At 53.3% G+C, this 13,720-nt stretch carries 11 protein-coding genes; 5 read left to right on the top strand and 6 right to left on the bottom strand.

The window, feature by feature from the left end:
• Positions 1 to 23: 23 nt before the first annotated feature.
• Together catA and pcaD are read left to right on the top strand one after the other, a co-directional pair.
• Positions 24 to 953, top strand: a complete 930-nt coding sequence (gene catA / locus BUB69_RS02890; protein ID WP_073162193.1) for a catechol 1,2-dioxygenase — start codon at positions 24 to 26, stop codon at positions 951 to 953.
• A 131-nt stretch (positions 954 to 1,084) separates the two neighbouring features.
• Positions 1,085 to 1,879: a 3-oxoadipate enol-lactonase gene (gene pcaD / locus BUB69_RS02885; RefSeq protein WP_073162192.1), complete on the top strand. Its 795-nt coding sequence runs from the start codon at positions 1,085 to 1,087 to the stop codon at positions 1,877 to 1,879.
• Between the two features lie 748 nt (positions 1,880 to 2,627).
• Here pcaD and BUB69_RS02880 read toward each other — a convergent pair.
• From BUB69_RS02880 to BUB69_RS02855, 6 genes are all read right to left on the bottom strand, one after another.
• Positions 2,628 to 3,953, bottom strand: a complete 1,326-nt coding sequence (locus BUB69_RS02880; protein WP_073162191.1) for an alginate export family protein — start codon at positions 3,951 to 3,953, stop codon at positions 2,628 to 2,630.
• 601 nt (positions 3,954 to 4,554) lie between these two features.
• A complete protein-coding gene (locus BUB69_RS02875; protein ID WP_073162190.1) occupies positions 4,555 to 5,031 on the bottom strand; it encodes an aromatic-ring-hydroxylating dioxygenase subunit beta in 477 nt (158 codons plus the stop codon).
• Complete coding sequence (locus BUB69_RS02870; RefSeq protein ID WP_073162189.1) at positions 5,032 to 6,315, bottom strand: aromatic ring-hydroxylating oxygenase subunit alpha; 1,284 nt, start codon at positions 6,313 to 6,315, stop codon at positions 5,032 to 5,034.
• A 164-nt stretch (positions 6,316 to 6,479) separates the two neighbouring features.
• The gene (locus tag BUB69_RS02865) at positions 6,480 to 7,904 is read right to left on the bottom strand and encodes an APC family permease (protein WP_073162188.1); all 1,425 of its coding nucleotides are present in this window, start codon (positions 7,902 to 7,904) and stop codon (positions 6,480 to 6,482) included.
• Between the two features lie 587 nt (positions 7,905 to 8,491).
• Positions 8,492 to 9,592 (bottom strand): amidase, encoded by a 1,101-nt coding sequence (locus BUB69_RS02860; RefSeq protein WP_073162187.1) that lies wholly within the window; start codon positions 9,590 to 9,592, stop codon positions 8,492 to 8,494.
• Complete coding sequence (locus BUB69_RS02855; protein ID WP_073162186.1) at positions 9,589 to 10,095, bottom strand: nuclear transport factor 2 family protein; 507 nt, start codon at positions 10,093 to 10,095, stop codon at positions 9,589 to 9,591. The genes BUB69_RS02860 and BUB69_RS02855 overlap by 4 nt, the downstream gene beginning before the upstream one ends.
• Before the next feature lie 483 nt (positions 10,096 to 10,578).
• Between BUB69_RS02855 and BUB69_RS02850 the strand changes: the two genes are divergently transcribed.
• The 3 genes from BUB69_RS02850 to BUB69_RS02840 all read left to right on the top strand — a co-directional run bounded on the left by BUB69_RS02850 (position 10,579) and on the right by BUB69_RS02840 (position 13,598).
• Positions 10,579 to 11,718 (top strand): ornithine cyclodeaminase family protein, encoded by a 1,140-nt coding sequence (locus BUB69_RS02850; RefSeq protein ID WP_073162185.1) that lies wholly within the window; start codon positions 10,579 to 10,581, stop codon positions 11,716 to 11,718.
• 72 nt (positions 11,719 to 11,790) lie between these two features.
• Positions 11,791 to 12,222: a Rid family hydrolase gene (locus BUB69_RS02845; protein ID WP_003314942.1), complete on the top strand. Its 432-nt coding sequence runs from the start codon at positions 11,791 to 11,793 to the stop codon at positions 12,220 to 12,222.
• 71 nt (positions 12,223 to 12,293) lie between these two features.
• Positions 12,294 to 13,598 carry an NAD(P)/FAD-dependent oxidoreductase gene (locus tag BUB69_RS02840; protein WP_073162184.1) on the top strand — a complete coding sequence of 435 codons (1,305 nt, stop codon included), beginning with the start codon at positions 12,294 to 12,296 and terminating at the stop codon, positions 13,596 to 13,598.
• Positions 13,599 to 13,720 lie beyond the last annotated feature (122 nt).

Below are 13,720 nucleotides of genomic sequence, written 5' to 3'. Positions count from 1 at the left end.
AACAAGATGATGAGGAAAGAACCATGAGTGTACGTATCGCGCAAACTGCTCAAGTGCAGAAGTTCTTCGAAGAAGCCAGCGGCATTGACAACGACCAGGGCAACCCGCGGATGAAAGCCGTGGTGCATCGGGTGTTGACCGACTCGATCAAGATCATCGAAGACCTGCAGATCAGCCCTGAAGAGTTCTGGAAGGCGGTCCACTACTTCAACGAACTGGGCAGCCGTCAGGAAGCCGGTTTGCTGGTGGCGGGCCTGGGGCTGGAACACTATCTGGATCTGCTGATGGACGCCGAAGATGAAGCGGCCGGCCTGGTTGGCGGCACTCCACGAACCATCGAAGGCCCGCTATATGTCGCCGGTGCACCGCTGAGCAAGCATGAAGCCCGCCTGGATGATGGCCAGGACAACGGCACCGTACTGTTCATGCAAGGACGGGTCCTGGATACCGACGGCCAGCCGCTGAGCGGCGCTATTGTTGATGTCTGGCATGCTAATACCGGCGGCACTTATTCGTACTTCGACGCCTCGCAATCCGAATTCAACCTGCGTCGTCGCATCGAAACCGATGCCGAAGGCCGCTACCGTTTCCGCAGTATCGTGCCGTCAGGCTACGGCTGCCCACCGGACGGTCCGACCCAGCAACTGCTGGATCAACTGGGCCGCCATGGTCAACGCCCCGCTCACGTGCATTTCTTCATCTCTGCGCCTGGCTATCGGCATCTGACCACCCAGATCAACCTGGCGGGCGACAAATACCTGCACGATGACTTCGCCTACGCCACCCGCGACGAGCTGATTGCTGAAATCCATTTCTTCGACGATCAGGCCAAAGCGCAGGCGCATGGCGTCAGTGGACGCTTTGCTGAAATCGAGTTCGACTTCACCCTGCAGGCGACTGCAGAAACCAAAGCGCAACATCGCCAGGAACGGGTTCGCGCGTTAGAGGACTGATCGACACCCGGTATTTTACCAAGCGCAATTCAGCTGGCGCTGCACACCCTGCGAAGCGGTTTTTCTCAGGACCCCTTCAGAGTTGTCAGCGCCATTGGTCGCATTTCCCTCAGCCTATAAAAAGAACTCCCATGCCTACTCTCGCACTACCTGACGGCGATCTGCACTACCAACTCGACGGCCAGCCCGATGCGCCCATCCTGTTACTCTCAAACTCTTTGGGTACGGACCTAGGGATGTGGGATGGCCAAATTCCGGAATTGACCCAGCACTTCAGGGTGTTGCGGTACGACACCCGCGGGCACGGTCGCTCATTGGTGAGTGCCGGACCCTATAGCATCGAGCAAAACGGCAGAGATGTATTGGCCCTGCTGGACGCGCTCGATGTGCAGCGAGCCAGCTTCTGTGGTTTATCCATGGGTGGTCTGATTGGACAATGGTTGCTGCTCAATGCGCCTCAGCGCCTGGAAAAAGTCGTGCTCTGCAATACCGCTATGAAGATCGCCAGCACAGAAGTCTGGAACTCGCGTATTGAAATGGTCCTGCGTGATGGCAAGGTTGGCATGCTGAGTCTGCGTGAGGCGACTGTCACTCGCTGGTTCAGTACCGAGTTCGCCGCCTCGCGACCGGGCGAAGTGGAACGCTTGCTCGACAGCCTGGTAGACACCTCCCCACAGGGCTACGCCGCCAATTGCTCCGCCGTGCGCGACGCCAATTTTACTCACCAGCTTTGCGCCGTTCAGTTGCCTGTTCTGGTTGTATGCGGGGATCGCGACCCGGTCACCACAGTGGCTGACGGTGAACTTCTCAAACAGGCGATCGCCGGCGCACAGCTTGTCACGCTGTGTGCAGCACACCTTTCCAACGTGGAGGCTGCGCAGTCCTTCAGCTCAGCGGTTTTAGCGTTTCTGATGTCTCGCCCATAGCGCACCTTTGCTACCCGTGTTAATCACTGAGGGCTCCTGCTTCAGCGATTAGCATCGATCTTGAGCAAGGGCGCTGATAACGGCGCCTGCGTCTTCAAGGACGATGATCGAGCATGCTGTGTTTCACCACCCGGGCCATCACACTCCATGACGGGTAAGTCGCTCATATAGGCTGTAGCTTTCCTCCCCAAGTGAGGGCACCGACCTACTATTGACTCAGGCCGAAACATGTTGCTCCTCCTCGCCGATCAGCAGCCAGGGTAGCTCTGGCAATAGTGGGAGCCACGGCGTAGGCTTCGGCGTTCCGAGGATTCGCTCCAATGACTAGGGCTTAGCGAATTCGAAAATTAAGTTTTTTGTCCCGAAAAGATGTCTCCCTCCCTCAGCCCCTAGTGACTGTCGCAAGTCAGACAATAACGTTAAAGCTCTTCAAACCTGAATACACTTTTGAAACCAGGTCCAAAGAGTGGCTGCACAAAAAATAGTGCCCTCCGGAACGAGGGCACCTCCACCAAGGAGCAAAGTGGAAAACTATTCCAGCCGCCCGGATGAAACGCTCGGCCGGTTTCTATAACGGACTGCATTATTTACTTCATGCTTTTCTATGATCACGCTAGATGTCGCAAGAAGCACACAACGTTTGCCAGGCAAGACTCGGCGATCCGGCGGTGGGCTATGGCGTAAGTATGGATACAACTTTATCTAACAGTCAGGGACAAGTCAGGTGACATCAGTCACCTGCCAGGTCTCAAAATGTAGTAGCAAACACTAACTGGGTGTACACATTTGTATCTTTGTTACCCAACTGTGTCCCCCCCTGTTCTGCGCTCTTGTCTGGCTGGTAGAAGCCTAACAACGGCAAGACGGTCAAGTGTTGATTAACGCGCCATTCGGCATACAAGTCGATTTCATGACCGTCGGTGTTACGCACGTTACGGTCGATGGTGTCGTAATTGAAATACATGGCTCCAAGGGTCAGGCTTTCCAAAGGAGAGACCTTGAACGTGACGTTCTGGATGCGAGCGTTATTATTGAAGGGACCGGCATAGTTACTTGCCACCTCACCCTGAAACCATGTGCCGTAGCCACGGCCCGTTCCATAAAACAAGGTGTCATAACCCTCTGAAAAGCGGCTGTAGCGATAGCTGGCGCTCGGCTTCCACGGAGCATCAGCAAAGGTCCACCCTGCTTCCAGATACCAAGCGTCCTCGTTCGCCGCATTCGGTTTGTTTTGCCTGGCGTATTCACCCGACAAAAACAGGTTTTCCACGCCCGCATTACCCACTGCGCGCACGCTGTAGGTCCTCATGCCGTCACGCTCAAGCTGCAGGGGGGAAGCGTACTGTTCAGCGATTTTCGTGGTGTTGATGTACGTCAGGCCAACGGTACCCGCGGCAGCGACGTGTTCCAGCGTACCGACGTACATCTCGGTATTGGCCTGGGTAGGGTTGTCGGATTTAAGCCACATCAGATCACCACGCCAGCCCTCTTTACCGCCGATACGTAAAACTGCTGTCCTGTCGAATGCCTTACGGGCAGCCACGTAGAAAGCGCCACCTCGGTTGTATTGACCGTCGCCCAGGCCGCGGCCCGCACTAAAGGCGTCGCCTTGAATAAGAAAGCCATCGCCCACTGCAATATTCTGTCGACCGAATGAAAAGTCGATGCCGTCTTTGCCAAGGACTTCAAAAAGGTTGCCTGAACGCCATCCCAAATAAGCATCTTCAATCTTGGTGGTGCGTTCAGAGCCATCAGTGTAGCCTGCAGCGTCCCCGCCCCCCCAGGTGGCCGAACTGACCAGTGAGAAGGCGCCATAGGCCGTCCCTGCGCCTCGCAATCCCTGATCGCCGCTCACGCCATACTTGATGTAGCCCTCTCTCCATGAGGACGATCCCGGTGTTAACCGGCCAGAGGCTGGATAACTTTCACGACTGTGGAACACGCCAAAAACCGCATCCAGGTTAGCATTGAGATGGGTGTCGTCTTTTGAAAAAAGCTCATAAGCGTTCGCAGGAATTGTCGTATTGAACAGTGCAGCGAGAGTACAAAGGTGAAACACGGAGTATCGACGCATGGTTGCATTTCCATTTTTTTTATTGAGTTAAGCGATGTATAAATAGGTTATTGATTAACCTGTATTTAAATGTCGCCAGGATTCTGCAGTTTTTGACGTGGTCAATCTGAGCCACTAATAAATGCCTTCAAAGCTTATTATTTTTTAGTTACGTGATCTATTATGCCCACCTCCTGGCTTCAGCTCGCTTGAACAGTTCTATCGCATACCAGATATAGGCATTATCGTGTTCGATCAACAGCTTGGGTACAACATGGTTGTATGTGGCCGAGCGCTAAGCATGAATCAGTGGTCAAGCCTCAATGGTGAGGATTAGACAAGGAATACCTACATCAACAGACACTTATATCTAACCCCGTAACTGGAACCCTCAGGAAACTTCGCGACAATCAGCCTGATTTGAAAGAACGGGCTGCCTGTGCTGAGGGAATGCCCAGTACTCAACATTACTCGATACTCCATCCCAGGAAGCCTGGATTATTCTAGCCTCCCGGGAAGGCACCTTCCGATCACTCCGTTTGGCGTGCTTAAGAAGGTACCGCTTTAATAGTCGGCGTACCCCGTGCTGGTACTGCCGCCTCAAGCAATGGGCGGTATCAGCTCAAAGTATATAACCGATGCCTGCAAGGGCGTCGTCAGCGTTAATCAACCGGATCAACTTACGCTGAATCTTGAAAGTGTCACTGACGCGCTCAAGCTCGTAGACGATGTCCGCGCTGTAATGTTTTAGGGAGTCCTTGCGGAACTCGCGCAGGTTTTGCGCGCAACGTACCGTCACCTTTTCATCACTTTCAAACAGCACCCGAAAGCGTGACAAGGTGCGCACGGTTCGCGGCTGCGGGCTGGTGGAAATCGATTCACCTCCGGTCAGGCGCTGGATTCGCAACTGACGCATGTGATGATCGTCATAGGCATAGTTGAGGGTGTTTTCGAAGTCTTCTTCCTTCGGGTTGATCGGGATAATGTACGTACCCTTTTCGCTCCACAGGCTCAACCAGGTGTCGAACTCACCGTGGTCGAGCATGTCGCCTTCAGCCCAGATATAAGCTGTGACTTGATTCAGTAATTGCAGGTTCATTTACTTAGTCTCTGCCGTCATCATCTTTTTCCACTGCTGGTATGCAGCGCGCATGCCGGTCTCGGCGCTCACGTCGCTAACCAGCCCGTCTTCGGTCGGTTTCTCGCCCGGCAGGCCACGGTTGAGCATGATCCACAAGTCTTCGCCGGCACTGGCGCCTTTCTGCACACGCTCCCAGGCTTCGGAATCGTCAGGAGTGCCGAAGCCCATCGGACCCTGGAAGTGCTCATGCAAACGCAGGCGGTAGCGGTTGGCGATAGCAGGGCCGCCGTCCATGGTGATTACCGAGTGATGAATTTCCGTCTCTGTCACCGAGATCGGTTGCAGCGCGCGGAAAAACGCCATGGAACAGGCAACGTTGGGGAACAGGTTGAGATTGAAACCCGAGCCACCGACAGCACGAACGATACGGCGCACTTGCTGCTCTTCGATGCCGTCTTCGCGCAATTGAGCGGCAAGATCCTCAAAACGCTCGGGGATCGGTTTATCAAGATCGGCTTCCAGATCCACTAAGTCGGGGATCATCACCATTACGCTGTGCCCGTTACCCAGGTCTTCGACGTAGCCCGGCCCTTCAACGAAGTCGAAAAGTTTAAGGGTTTGCTCATCAACCGATGCCAGGAATGACTTGTGCACCAGCGGGAAGTGGTAGGCGTCTGTGGTATTTTCCAACTGGATTTTCCAGTTGCCCGGAAAACGGAAACGGTGCTCGCCTGGGACCTTGATCGGGTAGCCGGCGCCCTGTTTCATGAACAGGTCGATCCATTTCTTGGCAGGCCCGAGGAAGTCGACCAGTGGTTCGATGTCGTCCTTGAGAGTGGCAAACAGCATCCCCGCATATTCTTCAACACGCAGGCTGACCAGAGGCAGCTCGCCCTTATCCAGGCAATCACCGTAGCTTTCAGGGCTCGGCACACCACGCAGTGAACCATCCAGCGCGTAACTCCAGCCGTGATATGGGCAGACAAAGCTGTTGGTCTTGCCCTTCTTGTGTTCGCATACCGTAGCGCCGCGATGGCGGCAGCGGTTGAGGTGCACATGGACCTGTTTCTTGCGGTCGCGCACTACGATCACCGGCTGCTTGCCGATGTAGGTGCTTTTGTAGCTGCCCGCCTCCGGGATCTCGCTGACGTGCGCGACCCAGACCCAGGTACTGTAGAAAATCTTTTCCAGCTCCATGTCGAACAGCTTGGCGTCGGTGTACAACGACGTGTGCACGCGGTCGTGCTTGATCAAGCTTGTGGGCTCCATATCAAGCCCGACAACGTTAATTAAATCGCTCACAATTAATTACCTTTCTATCGCAATGTGACGAGAGTTATTTTTAAATAACCTTAAGCCCGCACCCACACCTCATCAACCGCCGACCGCGAGAGGTTTATTGTTTTAAAGACAACAAGCGGCAGCCACCTAGATCTAGCTTAACGGCGGTGTAGGCATGGCCTATATCATTTGACACCGGACGAGTCAGCTTTCCTGATGCGCCCCTTGATTATCCCGTAGAGAAACAAGACAACCAGAAGTAATGGAGTACCATTGACCCAGGCAGATTCACTGCCCGTTAGCATGCCGTAATTATCGTAGATGAGATAAACAGCAGTGCTCAGCCCAGCCAGTGCGATGAGCGGGCTGAGTAACGTTTTAAAATAACGTTTATCGTTGGCTTTTTTGAAGTGAACGACGACCCCCAATGTGACAAATGTCTGAAGCCCTATCAATCCAAGCGTCGACAATGCCACCGTCACGGGAAACAGAAACACAAAAGCGTCATAGCCCAGGGACGAAGAGACTATAATGGTCAGCGCAACGAGCACGGTCACCAATAGACTTGCATTGGCTGGAGATTTTTTCGTTTCATGAATATGTGAAAGAACATTCGGCAAGTGCCTGTCTTTGGCCAAGACTTGAACATACCGAGTCGCAGCATTATGCAGTGACAACAAACAGCAAAAGTTGCTGGTGCACAGCATGAGGGAAACCACTGTCGCCATCGTGCTACCCAAACGAGTCGTGAACAAATTAATGACCAACCCGCCCTTCGCTATCGCTGCCTCGTCCTTGATGGCGTCAAACCCAACCTCACCGATGATCAACCAGATAATGATCAAGTAGGCGACGCCTACCAACACGACCGCCAGACGAGTGGCATGCGGAATGGTTTTTGCTGGCTTCCTGGCTTCCATCGCATAAAGCGCGGCGGACTCGACACCGAGGAATGATGCCAGCGCCACCATGAGTCCAACCCCCAGCCCCGGCAACATTATTGCGTCTACCGATATGGCTTGAACCGGGAAGGCGTTAAGACCTTTATCCAGGAATATGGAAATGCCCAGTAGAAAAAGCACAAAGAACTCTGCAAGCACCAAAGGCACCAGGATCTTTGCGGCAAAATCAATATTCGCCCGACCCAGGTAACAGATCGCCCCCACGTATAAAACGGTCCATGCTGCCCAGCCGATATCAATACCAAAGCCTTGCATGGTCATATTCGTGTAATACCCGGACGCCACAGCGATCGCCGTGGTAATCGCCAGATAAGAGGCTAAGGCAACCCATGCCGCCCCCGCTCCTACGCCCCGCCCAAAGATCACCGTAAGGTACTTGTAAAATGCCCCGGCCCCAGGGATGGCCCGTATCAGTTCGCCATAGCCTATCGAGAAAAAAATCATCAGAATTCCCGCCAGCAGGAATGCTCCGGCAAGCCCAGCGCCATTACCGTGCTCAAAAGCAATGGGCGCCGCTGTGAGAACTGCCCCTAACGGTCCTGCAGCTGCAATCACCAATAACGCGATTTTATAAGCACTTAGATTACCTTCTAATTGCTGGCCGCCTGCAGGCACTTCTGCAGATAGGGGCTCGGTTAGCTCTGTCATCCCAATTCTCCACTCTAATTATTTTATGAATAACGGAAATAAATCGATGCAGCAGCATCCTTGCGGACCAACGCGAGCGTTCCTCAAGCGCAAGCGATACCCGCCCGCTGCCCCTGAAAACCGCAGCCTGGCTATTCTTTACACCGGTCTTCACTCGCTGCCAAGTTCATCAAACTCTTATCTTGCCAAAAGGCGGGTATGCAGGAGCTCAAACCAATCACTTGTCTTCTATGGCACGATTCATGACTTCTATTCAACGAGACATCGATGTGAAGTGTGTATCACTAGCCTAGGCAACCGGATTGACTCTGGCTCAAGCGTATCCTTCTAATTTTTGGCGCGATGTAGATTGCGCATCACAGGTAGCCGGATTCATATGAGTGTACGGCCTAACGGCATCCTTGCAGTACTTCGCCCCGAGAACGATGACACCGTAAGCGACATTTGTTGTACAAATTGCAACGCTGCAACCTTTTGGGTGACATCCCTGATCAGGTCCTTCGTCGCCCGAGAAGGAACTGAGTCACTTTTTAATTGCGCCGCCTGACCAGCGTTCTTGCTGCGCTCGATGACGAACGCTGATTTATTCAAAGGAATGCACCAGCTATGGCACACAGACGTGCATCCTCGCCCTTAGCTCCGATGAGTTGCAGGCTGGTTTTAATGGAGGAACCCGGATATGGAATTGGCACACTCAATGCCGGGTGCCCGCTCAAGTTGAACGGCCTGAGGAAGCGGGTCAGATCGATCACCGATTCACCTTTGCATACATCAACCAATAGCGGTGGCAGACGAGGCAAACTCGGAAGGACAAGCGTATCGAAGCGTTCCAGCAAATGGTCTACCTGTTCGCTGAATGCCGTGCGCACCGATTGTGCAGCTTGTACGGCCACGGCATCGGTGTTGGCCGCACGCAGTAACCTCGCCTCAATATCGGCGCCCAGTAAAGCCTGGCCGGTGTAATGACCATAAGCAGCCCACGTTTCAGCATTAATGACGGTCAATGCAGCTTCGAATGCCTGATCAAGAAGCGGCAACGTGACGACTTCCCAGGCCCAGCCGCGACGATTCATCTCGTCCCGTATGGCTTGCTCAATCGCCGGATCGCAAGAAACATTGACCAACCCTACCCGGAATTGCGCGAGAGGCTTATGCGGCGAGAAAGTTGAGTCCATTGAAGTCATCGCAGCCACGATCGTCTCGAGATCACGAGCCATGGGTCCTACAACGTCAAGAGAACTGGAAGCCGGGTACACACCGTGACGACTCAAACGACCGAACGATGGCTTGAGACCGAACACCCCACAGCAGGCGGCTGGCATTCGCACCGAACCTCCTGTATCAGTACCCAGTGCCACATCCACATTTCCCTGAGCGACGATAACCGCTGAGCCGCTGGAAGACCCACCAGGTATCCGATCCGGTGCCTGGGGATTAACGGGAGTTCCAGCCCACTCGTTGATACCTGTCACACCGAAAGCCAGCTCATGCAGTACAGTCTTGCCAATGATTTGCCAACCATCGTCGAGAAGCGCCTTCACAACAGTTGCATGGTCCTGAGCTGGCGTGACGTGTTCGAAAGCACGACTCCCACACCGTGTTGGCCAACCTGCCACATCCAAAGAATCCTTGATGGCGACAGTCCGCCCCGGCCCCCCGATGCAACCTTCAATGACCAGCGGGCTCACAGTGACGCACCCTGGACATTCTCAAGACGAAAGGCATCAACGCGCTCAGTTGAAAACGAGGAGATGCGCCAGGCGTCTGCCTCCCAGAGAAATTCCACGCTGAGGGCGGCAACAATTGATCCTGATTGGCCAGATTCGTAGCGACTGAGTTGCTGCATTACCCATCGGCCTTTGGCTTGAAAACCATCGACAGATATCTGCTCACCGGAAAGAAAGTGCATATTTGACAGAAAGTGGGGAGCCGGCGGCAGGTAACTCATGAGCATCGCCACTATCGCTTTGCGTCCTTCTATACGGCCAAACTTAAGGGCATACCGAGATCCGACCCCCTGCCACACTGCGTCTTGGCAGAACAATTGGCCCAGCTCGCTATCACGTGTTTCAGGCCCGGGAACGTCGCATAAAAACATATACCGATTCAGCAAATGGCGAACCGCAGACTCGGCCTCGAGTACCCGCAAACGTTTTTCCAGCAGGGAAATGTCAGAAATTGGGGAAATCATTAAAAGGCTCCTGTTTAATTTGCAAAAAACAAGACAAGGAAATTAGTGACATACAAATTGGGCCACAATCACAGGAACCAGGGATCATGTTGCCTTTTAGGCAATGACATTGATCCGTGCTTGACTGGAATAGCCTCTGTAGCCTGCTAAAGCCAGCGTTGTCATTACCACAACAAGTGTCGCCTCGAATGTCATCGAGTTCAAAAAATCGAACTGTAGGATAAGCGTTGTCTGTTACCTCGTTTAGCCTGAGCGCCAGAACTCATGCCGAATGCTCCAAGGCTGATTTGGAGCAGTTAAGCGCCAAAAACGCGCATAACCGTCATGGCTCACCCGATTATTCGAAGGCCCTGCGATTTGGACCGTTCGACTCAGAATGACAACGGCGTCGAAGGTTAGAGCGCAACCGGTCAGATCACGTCCCCGCTGAGAAGGGTTCGCTTCAGCGGCAAGAGCAGTATTTCCAAATGAGCATCAACGACTATGCAAAACCTACCCAATATTGATTTCATTTACCTCTCCGAACCAGACATGATTCAGGCGGGCGTTACCAATATGGCAGCCTGCGTTGACACGATGGAAGAAATGTTTTCCCTGATGTACCACGGCGACTACCGCATGGCAGGTCCCAATAACAATTCCCACGGATCGGTAGTCGTATTTCCCGAAGACTCACCTTTTCCGGGCATGCCTAAGCCCACTCCTGATCGACGCTTCATGGCAATGCCTGCCTACCTGGGTGGTCGATTTCGGACGGCCGGGATGAAATGGTACGGATCCAATATCGCGAATAGAGAGAAGGGTCTTCCCCGCTCTATCCTTCTATTCGTACTCAACGATGCCGATACCGGTGCTCCTCTGGCAATCATGTCAGCGAACCTGCTTTCTGCATATCGAACAGGCGCCGTGCCTGGCGTAGGCGCCCGCCACTTGGCGAGAAAGAATTCGAAGGTAGTTGGCATTCTGGGTCCAGGCGTGATGGCGAAAACCTCGCTGTCGGCATTTGTTGCCGAATGCCCTGGAATTGACACCGTTAAAGTCAAGGGACGTGGCCAAAAAAATATCGAAGCGTTTACTTCGTGGGTCAGTGAGACTTTCCCTCAGATTGTCAATATTCATGTGGTTGACACCGACGAAGCAGTAGTACGCGACTGTGACATCGTCACCTTCTGTAATTCTGGAGCGATTGGTGATGCCTCTGCCTATCCTGTGGTGAAGCGTGAATGGGTTAGCCCGGGTACGTTTCTTTCCATGCCCGCCTTGACGAGTATTGATGAAGGCATGGAGTCACCCGATATTCGCAAGGTTCTGGACAATCCTTCTCTGTACCAGGCATGGCATGAAGAAAATCCCAAGCCAGTGCACAACATTGTGCCAGTGGTGGGCATCCAATTCCTGGATCTGATCGACGAAGGAAAAATGTCACCTGAACAGCTCGAGGATCTGGGCAAGATTGTTGTAGGTGAAGCACCTGGTCGCAAAAATGACGATGAAATCATCATCATGTCGGTCGGTGGCATGCCTGTAGAAGACGTTGCGTGGGGCACTGTGGTTTATCGGAACGCCTGCGAAAAAGGCATTGGCGTCAAACTTAATCTCTGGGAAACCCCAACGCTAAGTTAAGCCCACACGGCCCACACGGCCCACACGGCCCACGCGCCATCTGAAGCTTCATTTGAATATCGGACAACCCACATGAAAGAAGTGATTAAAGTAAAAACCGGATCCAAGTTTGAGGAACTGGGTAGCTACTCGCGCCTGATCGCCGTCGGCGATCTGATTTTTGTATCCAATACCGCCGGCCGCAATCCCGTAACAAAGGAAATGCCCGAAGACCCGGCTGAACAGACCCTTCAGGTGCTCGCCAATATAGAAAATGCCCTGTCGGCGGTTGACGCTTCGCTAGGCGATATCGTTGCCGCGCGCGTGTTCATACCGTTTGCGAAGGATATAGATATCGTGATGGCCACTTACGCAGAAAAAATGCGAGGCATTAATCCAACGCTGACGCTGACCAGCCCTCCCCTGGGATCTGAGATATACAAAGTTGAAATTGAAGTCACCGCCTATCGCGGGGTTTCAAAGGCCGATATCAAAGAAATCACGATTACTCAAAACATCACGTGACGCCTAGCTGCCCAAGCACGTAGCGATTCAACGCACTTTCGATAACGAATACAGTATCAAGGATAAGAAACTTGGCCCCCTCTATCTCTCCCGTCCAGACTTCTGTCGTTCTTCCTGCCGCCACGACAGTGGTGGTGATCGGAGGGGGCATTATCGGACTCACTGCAGCTTTGTCGCTGGCAGAACGTGGCATACCCGTTACGGTGCTTGAAAAGGGCAGAATTGCTGGCGAACAATCCTCGCGAAATCTGGGTTGGATACGGAAAATGGGCCGGGCCAAACCGGACCTCCCTCTTTCAATCGCTGCAGAAAAACTTTGGGGCACCATGGCGCAACGGCTCAATGCCGATGTTGGCTACAGACAGACCGGTATTTTGTATACCGCCAGTTCAGCCTCAGAAATGGCTTCACATCAAGAATGGTTGGATTCAGTCGCTGATGCCTCGCTCGACTCACGCCTGGTCACAGGGAGAGAAATCGCTGATCTTTCTCCCGGGTGCACCGTCGATTGGGCAGGCGGAATTTACACAGCCTCTGATGGCCGAGCAGAGCCTACTCTTGCCTGCAGTGCCATCGCACGGGCGGCCATTGCAAAAGGCGTTATCATCGTGGAGAACTGCGCGGTGCGAACGCTATCCATGTCGGCAGGCAAGGTAAGCGGTGTTGTAACCGAGCGAGGGGAAGTGCGTTGCGATAACGTAATCCTTTCTGGCGGCATGTGGTCGAGACGCTTCCTGACTACCTTGGGTGTTCCACTCTTGACGTTGCCGGTAGTCGCCTCAGTCCTTCGAACAGCTCCTCTGACGATAGAGGGAATGACTGAGGTCGCAGTAGGAACTCCAGATATCTCCTTTCGCAAACATCAGGACGGCGGATACATCATTACGAACAGGGGAGCTTTCATGGTGCCGATCGTGCCTGACAGCTTGCTGATCGGGCATCATTACTTGTCCACACTGCGTTCTCAATGGAAAAATATGAATCTTTCCCTAGGGCGAGAGTTCATGACAGAACTGGCCCTGTCGCGACGCGGCTCTAATGAGGGCACCTCTGCTTTCGAGCAGAGAAGGACAATAGACCCAACTGTCAATCACGGACTGAATCGGGCTGCATTACGCACTCTTACTGAAGCTTGGCCCGCTTTTAAAAAAGCCATCATAGAGCTCGAATGGGCTGGCATGATCGATGTAACGCCAGACGGCCTCCCAGTGATATCCCCTGTAGATAAAATTCCGGGCTTGACGCTTGCTTCCGGATTTTCAGGCCATGGTTTTGGCACCTCGCCAGCAGCGGGACAACTCGTAGCAGATCTCGTTACTGGTGACACACCCATAGTTAATCCCGCACCGTATCACCTCAAGCGCCAGCGCAGCTAATAAAGCCAGAAATTCAGGGATCAGCAATCAAGCCCTCCATAGACAGTTAAACCTGCGACGTAGAAGAGGCTATTTTCCAAGTAAAATAGCTTCTCCCTTGCTTTTATACAAAGTCTGGAATA

This window comes from Pseudomonas asturiensis (assembly GCF_900143095.1).
GTDB lineage: Bacteria > Pseudomonadota > Gammaproteobacteria > Pseudomonadales > Pseudomonadaceae > Aquipseudomonas > Aquipseudomonas asturiensis.
The sequence above is the reverse complement of the archived record's forward strand: the minus strand, read 5'-3'. Positions and strand labels throughout refer to the sequence as shown.

What these genes read in the sequence shown, in the direction of transcription:
- catA (WP_073162193.1), top strand. Translation starts at nt 24, where the DNA reads ATGAGTGTACGTATCGCGCAAACTGCTCAAGTGCAGAAGTTCTTCGAA.
- pcaD (WP_073162192.1), top strand. Translation starts at nt 1,085, where the DNA reads ATGCCTACTCTCGCACTACCTGACGGCGATCTGCACTACCAACTCGAC.
- BUB69_RS02880 (WP_073162191.1), bottom strand. Translation starts at nt 3,953, where the DNA reads ATGCGTCGATACTCCGTGTTTCACCTTTGTACTCTCGCTGCACTGTTC.
- BUB69_RS02875 (WP_073162190.1), bottom strand. Translation starts at nt 5,031, where the DNA reads ATGAACCTGCAATTACTGAATCAAGTCACAGCTTATATCTGGGCTGAA.
- BUB69_RS02865 (WP_073162188.1), bottom strand. Translation starts at nt 7,904, where the DNA reads ATGACAGAGCTAACCGAGCCCCTATCTGCAGAAGTGCCTGCAGGCGGC.
- BUB69_RS02855 (WP_073162186.1), bottom strand. Translation starts at nt 10,095, where the DNA reads ATGATTTCCCCAATTTCTGACATTTCCCTGCTGGAAAAACGTTTGCGG.
- BUB69_RS02850 (WP_073162185.1), top strand. Translation starts at nt 10,579, where the DNA reads ATGCAAAACCTACCCAATATTGATTTCATTTACCTCTCCGAACCAGAC.
- BUB69_RS02845 (WP_003314942.1), top strand. Translation starts at nt 11,791, where the DNA reads ATGAAAGAAGTGATTAAAGTAAAAACCGGATCCAAGTTTGAGGAACTG.